The organism is Winogradskyella aurantiaca (genome assembly GCF_003362725.1).
GTDB classification, from domain to species: domain Bacteria; phylum Bacteroidota; class Bacteroidia; order Flavobacteriales; family Flavobacteriaceae; genus Winogradskyella_A; species Winogradskyella_A aurantiaca.
Genome location: NZ_QKTV01000001.1, coordinates 752,619 through 767,554, shown reverse-complemented (window position 1 = coordinate 767,554; position 14,936 = coordinate 752,619). Strand labels below are relative to the sequence as shown.

Here is a 14,936-nt window from a genome sequence, read left to right as displayed (position 1 = left end):
AAATCTATTTAGTTGATTTTTGATAATACGATGTATACCAATCAACGAATCGTCCTAAACCAACTTCAATATTTGTTTCTGGACTATAGTTGAAATCCTTACGAGATTCCTCAATATCCGCACAAGTCATCAAAACATCACCTGGTTGCATGGGATACATTTTTAAGTTGGCCTTTTTCCCAATCGATTTTTCTAAGGTATTAATGAAATCTATCAAACGTACTGGTGCATTATTGCCAAGATTGTAGACCTTATAGTTGTCATCGATATGATCAAGTTTATCAATCAAATTAATAATCCCATCAATAACATCATCAATGTATGTGAAGTCTCTACTTAAATTGCCTTCATTGAACACCTGAATTTCCTCTCCTTGATATATTTTATTCGTAAACGAAAAATAAGCCATATCTGGACGTCCCATAGGACCATATACCGTGAAAAAGCGAAGTCCAATAGATTTTATACCATATAACTGAGAATAGCTATAGGCCATTAATTCATTTGATTTTTTAGTTGCAGCATATAAGGATTCAGGTTTATCGGTGTTTTGGTTCTCACTAAATGGGACTTCAACATTATTACCATACACTGAACTAGAAGATGCGAATAATAATTTATCAACCTTGTAATTTCTACAAGCTTCTAAAATATTGACAAAGCCAATCAGATTGCTATTTACATATTTATGAGGTTTTTCAATACTAAACCTCACCCCTGCTTGTGCAGCAAGATTAATAACTAAATCAAACTTAGTAGAATCAAATAATTCAAAAAGTTCGTCACGATCAACGATATTTATATTGAAGAATGAATAATTGGAGTAACCATATAAAATTTCGATTCGATCAAATTTGAGTTTGGTGTCATAGTAATTATTCATTGAATCTATTCCAACTACCTCAAATCCCATCTTCAATAAAGCCTTTGAAAGATGAAAACCAATGAAACCAGCAGATCCTGTTATTAGTACTTTCATAAATGTCACTTTTTATGACCCTATGGCATAATATTCAAATCCAATCTCAGTCAATATATCGGAGTCAAGTAATTTTCTACCATCAAAAATAAATGCTGGCTTCTTCATTGAATCATAGATCCGTTGCCAGTCCAACAATTTAAACTCATCCCATTCAGTAAGAACAGCAATGGCATGCGCATTTTTGCAAGCTTCGTAAACATCTTCTTCACCAGTTAGCAACATTGCATTTTGATCTGCCTCTCTTGACCCCAAATAATCAAGATCCGCCAACATTTGTTCCTGTGACACCTTTGGATCGTATACCGAAATCTCAGCACGTTCATCCATTAATTGGTCAGCTACATAAATTGCGGCTGACTCTCGCGTATCATTAGTGTCTTTTTTGAATGCCCATCCTAAAAAGGCGATTTTCTTTCCACTGATGGTATTATATAGGGTCGATACAATCTTTCGTGCAAATCGGTTTCTTTGATGATTATTCATAATAATAACCTGTTCCCAATAATCAGCAACTTCATTTAAACCTAGTGATTTGGATATGTAAACCATATTTAAAATATCCTTCTGGAAACAAGATCCCCCAAAACCTACAGAAGCCTTTAAAAACTTAGGACCAATTCTGGAATCCATTCCAATAGCCTTAGCCACTTCATTGACGTCTGCCCCTGTAGCTTCACATAGCTCCGATATGGCATTGATAGATGACACGCGTTGCGCAAGAAAAGCGTTGGCCGTCAGTTTAGAAAGCTCAGATGACCAAAGATTTGTAGTAATAATTCGATTACTATCAACCCAAGAGCCATAAATATCCGCTAAGGCCTTCACTGCTTCTTGGCCTTCAGCCGTAGGTGTTCCCCCAATAAGCACGCGATCTGGTTCCAATAAATCACTTACCGCTGTTCCTTCTGCCAGGAATTCGGGATTTGATAAAATTTGATACCTGACACCATTTCCGGTATTGTCCAGAATACTCTTAATGGCTTCGGCTGTTTTTACAGGCAGAGTGGATTTTTCTACAACGATTTTATCAGATTTAGCCACGCGAGCTATTTGACGAGCGCATAGTTCAACATACTTTAAATCAGATGCCATTCCTTTACCTGTTCCATAGGTTTTGGTTGGGGTGTTCACCGAAATAAATACCATTTCTGCTGCATCGATCGCGTCATCCACCTCTGTAGAAAAAAACAGATTTCTCCCTCGGGCCTCTTTTACAATTGCATCCAACCCTGGTTCATATATTGGTAGTCGACTCAAATCCTCATCATTCCAATCAGCAATTCGCTGTTCATTCAAATCAACAACAGTTACCTTTATGTGCGGATTTTTTTGTGCAATAACCGCCATAGTAGGTCCACCAACGTATCCCGCGCCAATACAGCAAATGTTCGTTACTTTCATTAGTTCGTTTTAGCTAATTTTTACTGTTTTAAAAGTATTCTGATTATTTAAAAACCACTCATAGGTTTTATTAATACCGTCTTTTAAGTCGATGCGATGTTGCCAACCAAGGGCATTAATCTTAGAAACATCCATCAGTTTTCTTGGAGTTCCATCTGGTTTCGAATCGTCCCAAACAATAGTTCCTTTATGCCCAACAACCTCTTGTATCATTAAAGCCAATGCCTTTATACTCAGATCAACCCCCGTTCCAACGTTATATAAATTATCTGGTAACGTATTTGTCAAAGCAAACTCAACTGCCAATGCCAAATCATTGACATGAAGAAATTCCCGCATAGGTTCACCTGAGCCCCATAGTGTAACTGTCGCATTATTGTTTTCCTTCGCCTCATTAAATTTCCTAATCATTGCGGGCAATACATGGGAGGTCTCTAAATCAAAATTATCATTAGGACCATAAAGGTTAGTTGGCATCAAACTCACAAAATCCCTGTTGTATTGAACTCTCGCTGCCTCACACGCCTTAACCCCAGCAATCTTAGCTATTGCATACCATTGATTTGTTGGTTCAAGGGAAGCCGTTAATAAAGCGTTTTCATTTAAGGGTTGCGGGGCTAATTTGGGATAAATACAAGAACTACCAAGAAATATAAATTTCTCAACATCATATTTAATAGAAGCCTCTATTAAGTTGTTTTGAATGAGAAGATTATCCATAAGAAACTGATAAGGATAATCGTTATTTGCAAGTATACCTCCCACTCGTGCTGCTGCATCAATGACAATCTGCGGTTTATTCTCTTTAAAGAACTGGATGACATCATCTTGATTTTTAAGATCTAATTCACCTCTGCTTTTTCCAATGAGATTCTTAAACCCCTTTCTTTCGAGAAGACTCCAAATAGCCGAACCTACCATGCCGCGATGGCCTGCAATATATATTCTAGCTTGCCTATCCATCACTCAAAATAATTAAGCGTTTCAAATCCACCTTCTTTTAAATACTGATCTCGCTTCATTAGCTTTAAATCACTTTGCATCATATCGTCAACAAGGTCTTTGAGTTCGTATTCCGGAATCCATCCTAATTTGTTTTTCGCTTTAGAAGGATCCCCAATTAATAAATCCACCTCAGTTGGTCTGTAATATTTAGGATCTACAGATAACACCTCTTTACCAATTTCCAATTGATAATCCGGATTACCACACGACTTCACATATGCTTTTTCCTCCTTTCCGGACCCTTTAAATTCTAATTCTACACCAACGTACGTAAAACTCATTCTCACAAAATCTCTTACCGAAGTTGTCTTGCCCGTGGCAATCACCCAATCTTCAGGTTCATCCGCTTGTAATATCATCCACATCATTCTCACATAATCCTTGGCATGACCCCAATCTCGTTTAGCATCCAAATTCCCTAGGTACATTTTGTTTTGCTGACCTAAAGCAATTCTGGATACTGCTCTGGTGATTTTCCTGGTTACAAATGTTTCTCCACGAATTGGCGATTCATGGTTAAACAAAATCCCATTACAAGCATACATATTATAAGCCTCTCGATAATTAACAGTAATCCAATAGGCGTACATTTTAGCCACCGCATAGGGCGATCTTGGATAAAATGGTGTGGTCTCAGATTGTGGCACCTCCTGAACCTTACCATAAAGCTCAGAGGTTGAGGCTTGATAAATACGCGTGGTTGATTCCATGCCCAACATCCTAACCGCTTCAAGTATTCTTAACGTCCCTAATCCATCTGTATTACCAGTGTATTCTGGAATTTCAAACGAGACACGTACATGACTCATTGCTGCCAGGTTGTAGATCTCAATGGGTTTTATTGTTTGGATCAAACGAATGAGATTGGTACTATCAGTTAAGTCCCCGTAATGCAGAAAAAACCGCGTATCCTTTTCATGGGGGTCCTGATACAAATGATCAATCCGGTCTGTATTGAATAAAGACGACCGTCTTTTCACACCGTGAACTTCGTATCCTTTCTTGAGTAAAAATTCTGCTAAATAAGCTCCATCCTGACCGGTAATTCCGGTAATTAAAGCAACTTTTTTCATAATCATCTAAGATAGTGTATCCTGTGGAGAAAAAACCATCTTATCCTTTGGCTTTTTGAGGTGTTATTTTGGGCGAAAATACAATATTTATTAATAAAACCAAGGTGTTCAAAATTGATATTTGAGCCTCAAAAAATCTCGTAATTCGCAAGAAAATGATCTTATAATTACAATATCCTTAACAAGTTATCAGAAAAAAATGTCTAAAGCCGTAAAAACGACATTTTATCGAGAATCATTGGGCATCTACCGCCTTAACAGAAAAAAATATTAACTTTGATTTAGTAGGTGAATTCAACTCTTATGAGAGTAATTATGATACCTGCTTATATTTTGAAACAAATCAATCATGAAGTCATATTACTTATTTGTATGTTTTTTGTTAATTAGCTTTTGGTCTTTTTCGCAATCAGAGCTTGTTGTAATTTCTAGGCAAAATGTATCATCCGGATCATCACCAACAGGTAATGCCACTGGAGTTAGTTCTCAAGGACTCACCAGAGGAGCTGGAATACAAAAAAGCGGATCAGACCCTAATCATACGTCCAATGGCTGGAATACCACTGACCTTTCTGGGGCAGAAGCTTCAAATGATTACATTGAATGGTCTATATCTGCTTTACCAACGTTCACAGTCGATTTAGACGAATTAAACATAAGAGTATACAGAAGTAGCAATGGTCCTGGATCCTACCAGATTCTATATAGTCTTGATGGCTTTGCAACACCAGGAGTAGCTTTATCAGCTGAAAAATTATTGCCCGCAACTACCTTTGTAAATGATACTTACTCTGGCCTAAATATTACATCCCCTGAAGGAGGAACCATCACTTTTAGACTTTTTGCCTGGAACGCGAACAATGAAAATGGTCAGTTTAGAATTAATTATTGGCCAAGCCTTAATGGACTCGGTATTACCGACGCCTGTGCCAATCTCATAGGTGAGGCCACTTCAACATCATCAAACAGTTTTGAATCGGATATTATAGAAAGTCCAACGTTTACATACGAGGAGAATATTAACTACATGGACTACGACGATACCTCAGGATTGACGCCCGCCAATGCGCTACAAATAGGGGAATTCACCATAAGAGATGGCGGTGCTACTAGTCCGGATTCTGATGCGCTACCCACTGGCCTTACTGACATTTCCTTTAGCATTACCAATCCAGGTTATATTGCCGCCATTGCCATTTATGATGATGGAAGTTTGGTAAGTGAAGTAACTACCATTACTGATATAACAACGTTTTCTAATTTAAACAGCCCAACAGGGATCGAAGCTCCAGATGACGGAGAGAATACCTTTGAAGTCTATGCTACGTTTACCTCAGCCGTGGAAGATAATGGCCAATTTCAACTGACAATAAATTCTGCAACCAATCCTACTTCAGGTAGTTCATTATTCGAATTTTCAAATGCCGGAGGTGCTTCTACCTCTGTAGCCGGTGATAACAACAAAATTGAGGTTGTCGCCAGCGTCTTCGTATACAGTCAAAATACCACGGATGTCAATCAATTTGAACCCATGGTTCCTGCCGTTGAAATATTAGCGGAGGATACCAATTTCAATTTAGATGTGGACTATTCAGATACGGTTTCTTTATCTACTAATGGAACATTTGATCCATCAGCCATAACTTCCATTAATGCTGTAAACGGGATTGCCACGTTTTCTGATTTGAGATTTGAGGAGAAAGGAACCAATTTTACGATTTCTGCATTTGCAACAGGAATTCTTAATACACCAAGTGCCTCTTTTGATGTCTTTGACCCTTATCTGGTGCTTGCTATACAGGATTTTGACGGCAGTGGACCTGTGTGGAATTACTCCAATAATCTCCCCTTCTATGATAATGGATGGGGCAGTGGCTATTATGGTCTTATTGATGCATCCCAAGCATCACCAATTGATTGGCCATTTTTCTCGGGAACTATTCTTGGCGAAAATGATAACGGAACCAATGGATGGGCAAGACTCACATTTAACGATGTAGATGTTACTGGATTTGATAACTTAAAAATAGTTTTTGATTGGCAGGTGAAGGGCTATACTGCCACTTCAGATGATGTGAGATATAGGGTGAAAATTAATAATACCCAACAAACAGTTGTCAATCTGTTTGATGGTGCTAATGGCATTCCAGATGCTGAGGGAAGAGTTGTTATTGACATACCTGATGGTACCACCAATGTAGGCTTTTGGATTGAGACTCGTAATAATGATACTTCAGGGTTTTCAGCCCTTGATAATTTTAGGGTGGTCTCTGAATTTGATGGACTCATCTATAGAAATAATACCTGGTTCCCTAGTGCACCAACTTCTGAAACCGGTGCTCTTGATGCTATCATAAATAGCGGAACCTATACTGTGGATGCCCCCGTAGAAGTAAACAACTTGACTGTGGACCCAGGCTCTTTTGTTGAAATCGACCCCGGACAGACACTCCGCACCAATAGTTCCCTCACTAATAACGGTACACTGACACTTAATTCATCGTCATCTGCCTACTCAAGTATTGTACCTGCGGCAGTTGCCGTAAACGGCACAGTTAACTACAATAGATACGTAAACATTGCAGGATCCGGTGGCAGTGGTGGCAACGACCTCGTGTCCATTCCATTGATGCCTGATAGCGGTCAGACTTTTGATGAGTTACTTAGCCTAGGCAGTCCAACAACTAATGCAGACAAGCTAGCAACCAATGGTTCTGTTTATGTCTTTGGACCTTTTAATAACACTAACAACAGTTACGTCAATTTTGCTACAACCGGAACCGATGCCCTTAGCAGAGGAATTGGCTATAGAATGGCCACTACCACCGGCGAGACTTTAACTTTTTCTGGCGATATCTTTACAGGTGACATTATTGGAATACCAATTTCCACACCTGCTGGTGGGTCGCAATGGAACCTGATGGGCAACCCTTACCCCAGCTATTTGGACTCGCAAGCATTTCTTGACGCCAATGAAGCGGCCCTGGAGCCCAGCGCTGCCAGTATCTACGGCTATAATAATGGCACCTTCCCTGGAGCGGGAACCATAGGAAATTTTACAATTATCAATCGTGTTTCCAACCCTTCGATAAACCTAGCTCCTGGTCAGGCATTTTTTGTAGCCTCCCCAGGAATACCAGGTTCCAGTGGTACTATTGATTTTACCAGTGGTATGAGAACCGTCACAGGGGATGATGACTTTATTCTTGGTTTTACTGAATCTAACAATGAGAATCCAAACTTTAAACTAAGTCTGAGATCCAGCAGTAATGTTAGAATTACAGATATATATTTCCATGAAAATGGCTCTCTAGGCCTGGATCCAGGTTATGATTCCGCAACGTTTGGCAACAGCATTGGCAACTTCGACCTCTACACACATCTTGTTGAAGAAAATGCAGGACTGCCCATGATGGTGCAGACGCTCAACTCGATTCACATAGAAAATGTCCGAATACCTTTGGGCGTTCATGCCTCTCAGGGCCAGCAATTGACCTTTAAATCCTCTTATTCGAATTTGCCATCGGATATCGAGGTGATCTTGGAAGATACCTTCAACAATTCCTTTATAAGGCTCAATGCAGGAGACTATGTCCTTACACTGAACAATAGTGTATCTGGAACTGGTAGGTTCTATTTGAATTTTGGATCCAATGCGTTGAGCACTACAGAACGAGACTTACTTAATCTACAGGTATATGGAGACTATGACAAACTAATCCATATTGATGGTCAATTAGAATCTGCTACGAAAGCATTAGTATATGATTTGCAAGGCAGACTGGTTATTCAGCGAGAATTAGTAATTAACAACACACGCCAAACTATTGACGCTTCTCAGTTAGATAGTGGAATTTACTTGGTAAAAATTGACAATGGAATCTCTGAACATTCGGTAAAAATTATTTTGAAATAAAACAAAGATTTATACCTATTTATAAAGTGAATTAATGAAATGGAAAAGCTTGACTTTCGCAACATAAATGCTAATAGATTATAAGTGAAATTTAACAAGTGGCTTCAATTTAAAAACAACAATCTAAAGCATAGAATTTTTACATTCAAAGACAGTTCATCCGAAGGTTGTTTAGAACTGTAGATTTTCTCTTAATATTTTGTTATTTTTTGTTATTTTCGCCGGGATTAATTATGGCTCTGGCAGGGGAATTTAACCTGTTTGAAAGCTGAATTATAGGAAGTTAAGGCTTCTGTACCATTTTGTTTTTTGTTTTTAAGTAAAATTAAAATGCATGGGTCATGTAGGTGCATTAATCAGATGGTATTTATTAACGCGATTTGCTTTATTAATTCAGAATAAATACAAATGATAAAAAAACTCTTGTTGGCTGCACTTATTATGTTTAGTGCCTTTGTAAGTGCCCAAACCAATTTAGTAGTAATAGATAGATCCAATATAACAACGGGATCTACAGATACAGGAAATACAGCAGGTGTTAGTTCTGTAGGGTTTACAAGAGGTTCAGGAATAGGTCAAGCCAGCGGTGGAAACCATACCTCTAACAGTTGGAACGCAACTGATGCAGCATCAGCAGAAGCAGCAGGTGAGTATATCCAATGGTCCATTACTGCATTACCAACTTATACAATTACCATTAGTGATCTGGACATTAGAGTTCGACGAAATAATAATGGACCTCAAGCATGGCAAATCTTTTATAGCTTTGATGGCTTTGCTACTGCGGGGATTCCTTTTACAAATGAGGAGGTCACCCCTTCTTCGGCTACCAATTTCTTTTTTGATTCGGGGAATACACCAAGCTTACCTTTGATTAATCCAACAGAGGGAGGTACCATAACCTTCAGATTATATGCCTGGAACTCAAATACCAATGGGGGATGGTTCCGAATTGCCAATGGAGCTGGCTCTGGATGGGCAGATTTGGGTATTGCTTCACCTGGAGCGCGAATTGTTGGTACAGCTGTAACAAGTTCAACTAATAGTACGGACTCAGACATTGTTACCAATGGGGGTGAAACGGATAATATTGATTATATTTCTTTTGATGCTACATCTGGATTAACAACCGCTAATGCCGTGCAAATCGGCTCCTTTACCATTCGCGATGGAGGTGCTGCTGGTTCCGATACCGATAGTGACCCAACGATTTTATCAGACATTACATTTACAGTGACTAATCCCAGCTTTATCGCCGCACTAGCCATATTTAACGGTGGAGTATCAATGGGCGAAGTGACAAGTGTAACGGACTTAACAGAATTCACAAATCTAAATGGTGGCTCTGGAATCTCTGCACCCGATAACGGCACTAAGAGTTTTGACGTATACGCCACTTTTACATCCTCTGTCACGGATAACGAACAAATTCAACTCTCTGTGAATTCGGCAATAACGCCATCTTCAGGAAGCTCTCTTTTTGAGTTTGGTGATGCTGGTGGAGCGCAAACTTCCATTACAGGAGATGCTAATAGGCTTGAGGTAGACGCAACAAGTTTTATTTACAATCAAAATGCCACAGACGTCAACCAGTTTGAACCAATGGTACCGGCTGTAGAAATATATGCCGTGGATAGTAACAGTAATCTTGATTTAGATTATACAGATACAGTTTCATTCTTTACTTCAGGAACATTTGATCCGTCAGCTACCACATCGACCAGTGCAACAAACGGGGTTGCCACCTTCTCTAATTTGGCTTTTTCTGAAAAAGGAACAGGGTTTACAATCACTGCTTTTGCTACTGGCTTTATCAATACACCAAGTGCATTCTTTGATGTTTTAAATCCCTATTTAGCTCTATGGATTCAAGATTTTGATGGCAGTGGTCCAGAATGGAATGTGACTTACAATCGTCCCTTTTATGACAATGGATGGGGAGTTAGTGGCTTTTATGGTCCAATCGACATAGCTTCGGCATCTCCAATTGACTGGCCGTTTTTCTCAGGTACTATACTTGGAGAAAACGATAATGGATCAACTGGATGGGCCAGATTAACATTCGATAATGTAGATGTGACTGGCTTCTCAAATATCAAGATAGTCTTTGATTGGCAAGTGAAAGGCTATACAGCCACTAGAGATGATGTGAGGTATAGAGTAAGAATCAATGGGACGCAACAAACTGTCGTTAACCTGTTTGATGGTGCTAACGGTATTCCTGATGCTGAGGGAAGAGTTGTTATTGACTTACCTGACGGCACCACTAATGTGGGCTTTTGGATTGAGTCTCGAAATGCTGATGTTTCAGGGTATTCGGCCTTTGATAATTTTAGAGTTGTCTCAGAATTCGATGGACTTATTTACAGGGATGGTACTTGGTTCCCAAGCCCTCCCACCTCTGGTACTGGGACAGAAGATGTTATAGTTAATAGCGGCACCTATACCGTAGATGCACCCATAGAAGTAAATGACTTTACGATTGAACCTGGTTCTTCTGTTGAAATCGATCCTGGGCAGACACTCCGCACCAATGGTACCCTTACCAATAACGGAACACTGACGCTTAATTCATCCTCATCTGCCTATTCAAGTATTCTACCTGCATTAGTCGGGGCCAACGGCACGGTTAATTACAACAGATTCGTAAACATCGTTGGATCAGGTAGCAGTGGAGGTAACGATCTCGTGTCCATTCCGTTAATGCCAGATAATGGGCAGACTTTTGATGAGTATATTGGTCTTGGTAGTCCTACAACCAATGCAGATAAGCTAGCTACCAATGGATCTGTTTATGCCTTTGCTCCGTTTAACAATACAACCAATAGTTACGAGAATTTTGCTACTAGCGGAACGGATGCCCTTAGTAGAGGAGTCGGTTATAGAGTAGCCACTACCACCGGTGAGACCCTAACCTTTTCCGGTGATATATTTACAGGGGACTTAACGGGAGTCCCTATATCCACACCCGTGGGCGGGTCTCAATGGAACCTATTGGGTAACCCCTACCCCAGTTATTTGGATTCGCAAGCGTTTCTTGCGGCCAATGCAGCTGCTCTTGAACCATTTGCTGTTAGTATTTATGGTTATAATAACGGTACGTTCCCTGGAGCGGGAACCGCAGGCAATTTCACCATTATCAATTTTATCTCCAACCCAACAATAAATCTTGCGCCAGGTCAAGCATTTTTTGTAGCCGCCCCTGGAACACCTGGTTCTAGTGGTACTATTGATTTTACAAGTAGCATGAGAACCTTAACTGGGGACGACGATTTTATTCTTGGTTTTACCGAATCAAATCTTGAGAATCTAAATTTTAAATTGAGCCTAAGTTCTGGCAGCAATGTTAAGATCACTGACATCTATTTCCATGAAAATGGTTCCTTAGGATTGGACCCCGGCTATGACGGCACAACGTTTGGCAATAGTATAGGCAACTTTGACCTTTATTCACATCTCATTGAAGAAAATGCTGGATTCCCTATGATGGTTCAAACGCTAAATTCTATTCACATAGAAAATATTAGAATACCACTAGGGGTTCATGCGGGCCAGGGACAGCAAATTAGATTTGCTGCAGACTATTCAAACTTACCATCAGACATTGAAGTTATTTTAGAGGATGCAGAAACTAACACGTTTACCAGGTTAGGTTCAAGTGACTACGTTATTACAAGCAATAGTGCTTTATCAGGTACGGGTAGATTCTATCTGAATTTTGGATCAAATTCCTTAAGCACCCCGGAAAGAGACCTGAAGAATCTTCATATATACGGGGATAATAGCAAGCAAATTTATGTTGATGGTCAGCTGGAATTAGATACTAAAGCTTTAGTCTATGATTTGCAAGGACGCCTTGTTATAAAGCGAGACTTGAATACTAGTAAGACTAGGCAAACCATCAATGGTACACAGCTAAATAGCGGTATCTATTTAGTAAAACTGAACAACGGTATATCAGAACACACGGTTAAAATAATATTGAAATAAAATTTTTATTGTCAAACTAAAATTATTTTAAAGATTAGGCCTAAAAATTAGTAATACACCAAGAAAGCGTAATTATTTGTTGTTGTATTTAGATTATTACCAATCCCTTGCAATTATTAGGTCAAAATATGTCGGTTTTATAATAGTTTATTATTTTTGACAGGAATAAAAGCTCCATGAAAAATCAGAAAAAAGGCATAACACGTAAGGAAGCCATCAAAAAAATGGGTAAATATGCAGCCATTACAGCGGTTGGAACCTATACCATATTGAACCCTTTAAAAGCACAGGTAACATCTCCACCAGATCCAGGAGGAGATCCTTTAGGAGTAGGAGGTTAGTTTATTAGTTTAAAATGATTCATGGTCCAGATATTGTAAATTCTTTTGGATCCCATTTTTTATTATGGTTTGCTAAAACCAACACCTATTCTATAATTGACACTGATTTTCAGGAAATCCTGAATGTATATCTGACTTCCAAATCCCAGTCGTCTTTCATAAAATCATTGCAGGTTGAAACAGGTTTTTCCACTACCTTCTTAAAAAGCCAATACCAAAGAATTGAGGACTACCTGACCACCTGTCACACCTTAACCGATTCTGATACCAAATCCCCTGATTTAATTGAAATTGAACCCTTGGCCAATTCTAAATACTATCAAATTGGGTCAAAAGTATTAGAAATTCAATACAACGATCAGCGTATTCAACAGTTATTCCACCCGTTAATTGCCCATTTGCACATAAATAACGACTTATCCCAGCCAGATGAACATGTGCGTATAAAACTGGCTGAAAAAAAGCTTATTATGAGCCTTAATGATACGCTGACTATCCAATGCCAAACTTCAGACTACCATAAAATTCAAGGCAAATTAATCATGCAAGTAATAAACCTACTTCATGAAACCACAGATCAAGATTGGGTTGGTTTACTACATGCTTCCGCCGTTTCTAAACATAAACTGGGCATATTATTCACAGGGTCTTCGGGAAGTGGGAAAAGTACACTTGTAAGTTTGCTAGTTAGTCATGGTTTTGAGCTCATAGCAGATGATACGGTACCACTAAGAGCAGATGATTCTAGGTTATATCATAATCCTGGAGCCGTTTCGGTAAAAGCCTCTGCTCTTTCGCTTGTTTCTAAATACTGGCCTAATGAGAGCAGCTATACAAAAGGATTAAGGTCTAAAAGTAAGGGTGCTATCACGTACATTCCCATGCACAAAGACTTTGTTAAAAGCGGCGCCGATTGCAAATACCTTATTAAAGTAAATTATCAACCTAACATAGAAACAGAATTCACTGAAGTTGGACTGGAAGAGGTTATCCAAGAAGTGATTAGGGAATCTTGGATTTCACCTAATGCTGAGCATGCACATGTGTTTTTTAATTGGTTAGATAAATTACGTTTCTTCAACTTAAATTACAGTAATTTTAAAGAGGTAATTCCTATCCTAGAACAATTAACTGAATCCGATAGATGAAATGAAAGATATTTATGTTCTTATTGGAAGAATACTGAGTCCTACTTATAATAACGTACTTCTCTCCAATGAACTCATCGATTTTTCTTCTTGGGAGGACTTGGTTAAAATCTCAAGTGAGCAATTACTGTTACCATCTATATTCTGGTCCCTCCGAAAAAAAGAATTAATCGATTTTCTCCCAGAGGACTTAACGTCATTCTTAACTGAGATTCATGATATCAATTCCAATCGAAATACGAGCATTTCTGCACAATTAAACTCCATAGCAAAACTATTTAAGGACAATAACATTAACTATGTGTTATTAAAAGGGGCAGCATTTATAACACTCTTTCCAAACTTGGATAAAGGGATAAGAATGATTGGTGATATTGATATACTCATCAAACCTGATCAATTAGATGAAGCTGTAGAATTAATGAAGCACAATGGTTACCAAACAGGTGCCACATTCAACTATGAAGTTAAAAACTTCAGACATGCTCCTAGGATGATATGCCCGGATGAAATTGCCGCAGTAGAATTACATTCCTCCATAATTAATCCTGGAAAACAGGATATCTTGTCCACTAAGGACATTTTTAACCAGAAAGAAGAATTTGAAGGGTTTCAATTACCTTCAAAGGATCACTTAATTATTAGCACCATACTCTCATCACAAATTAATAGCCACGGACGCTATTACTACAGTCTGCACATGAAGCAGATCTATGATATCATTTTTTATGGACTACCAAACAACAGTAGTTTAATAACGAGCATTATAAAAGAGCGTTTATTTCATTTTTTCTTAACAACAGCCGCTTACCTTTTTAAAGACTTCGACTATTTAAAAGAGTACAATTTTTACTCTAAGCACTTGAAATGGATTAAACTGAGATTTATACATCCCAGAATATTCGGTTTATTGTTGAAAATAAAATGGTTTTTTTTCAATATTAGAGAAAGAATTACCATATTCTTAAACAATAGCTCGTATAGAAGGCATGTCTTTAAAAATAAGATATTTCCATTTTTTAATTAGGTTATTTTTAACAGAATATGCTATTTTTGGTTTTGTCTTTTGGGCAAACAAAT

The 14,936-nt window shown here is 38.5% G+C and carries 9 protein-coding genes; 5 read left to right on the top strand and 4 right to left on the bottom strand.

Features of this window, described 5'->3' with window-relative positions:
• Positions 1-4 precede the first annotated feature (4 nt).
• Genes DN064_RS03485 through gmd form a run of 4 tightly spaced genes read right to left on the bottom strand, consistent with a single transcriptional unit; the run spans position 5 to position 4,461 of the window.
• Positions 5-979, bottom strand: a complete 975-nt coding sequence (locus DN064_RS03485) for an NAD-dependent epimerase/dehydratase family protein (protein ID WP_115461207.1) — start codon at positions 977-979, stop codon at positions 5-7.
• Between the two features lie 12 nt (positions 980-991).
• A complete protein-coding gene (locus tag DN064_RS03480; RefSeq protein ID WP_115461206.1) occupies positions 992-2,383 on the bottom strand; it encodes a nucleotide sugar dehydrogenase in 1,392 nt (463 codons plus the stop codon).
• Positions 2,384-2,392: 9 nt separating this feature from the next.
• Positions 2,393-3,346, bottom strand: a complete 954-nt coding sequence (locus DN064_RS03475) for a GDP-L-fucose synthase family protein (RefSeq protein ID WP_115461205.1) — start codon at positions 3,344-3,346, stop codon at positions 2,393-2,395.
• Positions 3,346-4,461 (bottom strand): GDP-mannose 4,6-dehydratase, encoded by a 1,116-nt coding sequence (gmd, locus tag DN064_RS03470; protein ID WP_394347473.1) that lies wholly within the window; start codon positions 4,459-4,461, stop codon positions 3,346-3,348. The genes DN064_RS03475 and gmd overlap by 1 nt, the downstream gene beginning before the upstream one ends.
• A 349-nt stretch (positions 4,462-4,810) precedes the next feature.
• Here gmd and DN064_RS03465 point away from each other — a divergent pair, with 349 nt between their 5' ends.
• The 5 genes from DN064_RS03465 to DN064_RS03450 all read left to right on the top strand — a co-directional run bounded on the left by DN064_RS03465 (position 4,811) and on the right by DN064_RS03450 (position 14,883).
• Complete coding sequence (locus DN064_RS03465) at positions 4,811-8,377, top strand: T9SS type A sorting domain-containing protein (protein ID WP_115461203.1); 3,567 nt, start codon at positions 4,811-4,813, stop codon at positions 8,375-8,377.
• A gap of 408 nt (positions 8,378-8,785) precedes the next feature.
• Positions 8,786-12,367 carry a T9SS type A sorting domain-containing protein gene (locus DN064_RS03460; RefSeq protein ID WP_115461202.1) on the top strand — a complete coding sequence of 1,194 codons (3,582 nt, stop codon included), beginning with the start codon at positions 8,786-8,788 and terminating at the stop codon, positions 12,365-12,367.
• Between the two features lie 176 nt (positions 12,368-12,543).
• Entirely contained in the window at positions 12,544-12,708 is a 165-nt protein-coding gene (locus tag DN064_RS14200; RefSeq protein WP_198659397.1) for a hypothetical protein, read from the top strand.
• Positions 12,709-12,722: 14 nt separating this feature from the next.
• A complete protein-coding gene (locus DN064_RS03455; protein WP_115461201.1) occupies positions 12,723-13,856 on the top strand; it encodes a hypothetical protein in 1,134 nt (377 codons plus the stop codon).
• A gap of 1 nt (position 13,857) precedes the next feature.
• On the top strand, positions 13,858-14,883 hold the full coding sequence (locus tag DN064_RS03450; RefSeq protein WP_115461200.1) for a nucleotidyltransferase family protein: 1,026 nt from the start codon (positions 13,858-13,860) through the stop codon (positions 14,881-14,883).
• The last annotated feature ends 53 nt before the right edge of the window (positions 14,884-14,936 follow it).

Excerpts from the sequence above, each read along its gene's own strand:
- DN064_RS03485 (WP_115461207.1), bottom strand. The coding sequence starts at position 979 with ATGAAAGTACTAATAACAGGATCTGCTGGTTTCATTGGTTTTCATCTT.
- DN064_RS03480 (WP_115461206.1), bottom strand. The coding sequence starts at position 2,383 with ATGAAAGTAACGAACATTTGCTGTATTGGCGCGGGATACGTTGGTGGA.
- DN064_RS03475 (WP_115461205.1), bottom strand. The coding sequence starts at position 3,346 with ATGGATAGGCAAGCTAGAATATATATTGCAGGCCATCGCGGCATGGTA.
- gmd (WP_394347473.1), bottom strand. The coding sequence starts at position 4,461 with ATGAAAAAAGTTGCTTTAATTACCGGAATTACCGGTCAGGATGGAGCT.
- DN064_RS03465 (WP_115461203.1), top strand. The coding sequence starts at position 4,811 with ATGAAGTCATATTACTTATTTGTATGTTTTTTGTTAATTAGCTTTTGG.
- DN064_RS03460 (WP_115461202.1), top strand. The coding sequence starts at position 8,786 with ATGATAAAAAAACTCTTGTTGGCTGCACTTATTATGTTTAGTGCCTTT.
- DN064_RS14200 (WP_198659397.1), top strand. The coding sequence starts at position 12,544 with ATGAAAAATCAGAAAAAAGGCATAACACGTAAGGAAGCCATCAAAAAA.
- DN064_RS03455 (WP_115461201.1), top strand. The coding sequence starts at position 12,723 with ATGATTCATGGTCCAGATATTGTAAATTCTTTTGGATCCCATTTTTTA.
- DN064_RS03450 (WP_115461200.1), top strand. The coding sequence starts at position 13,858 with ATGAAAGATATTTATGTTCTTATTGGAAGAATACTGAGTCCTACTTAT.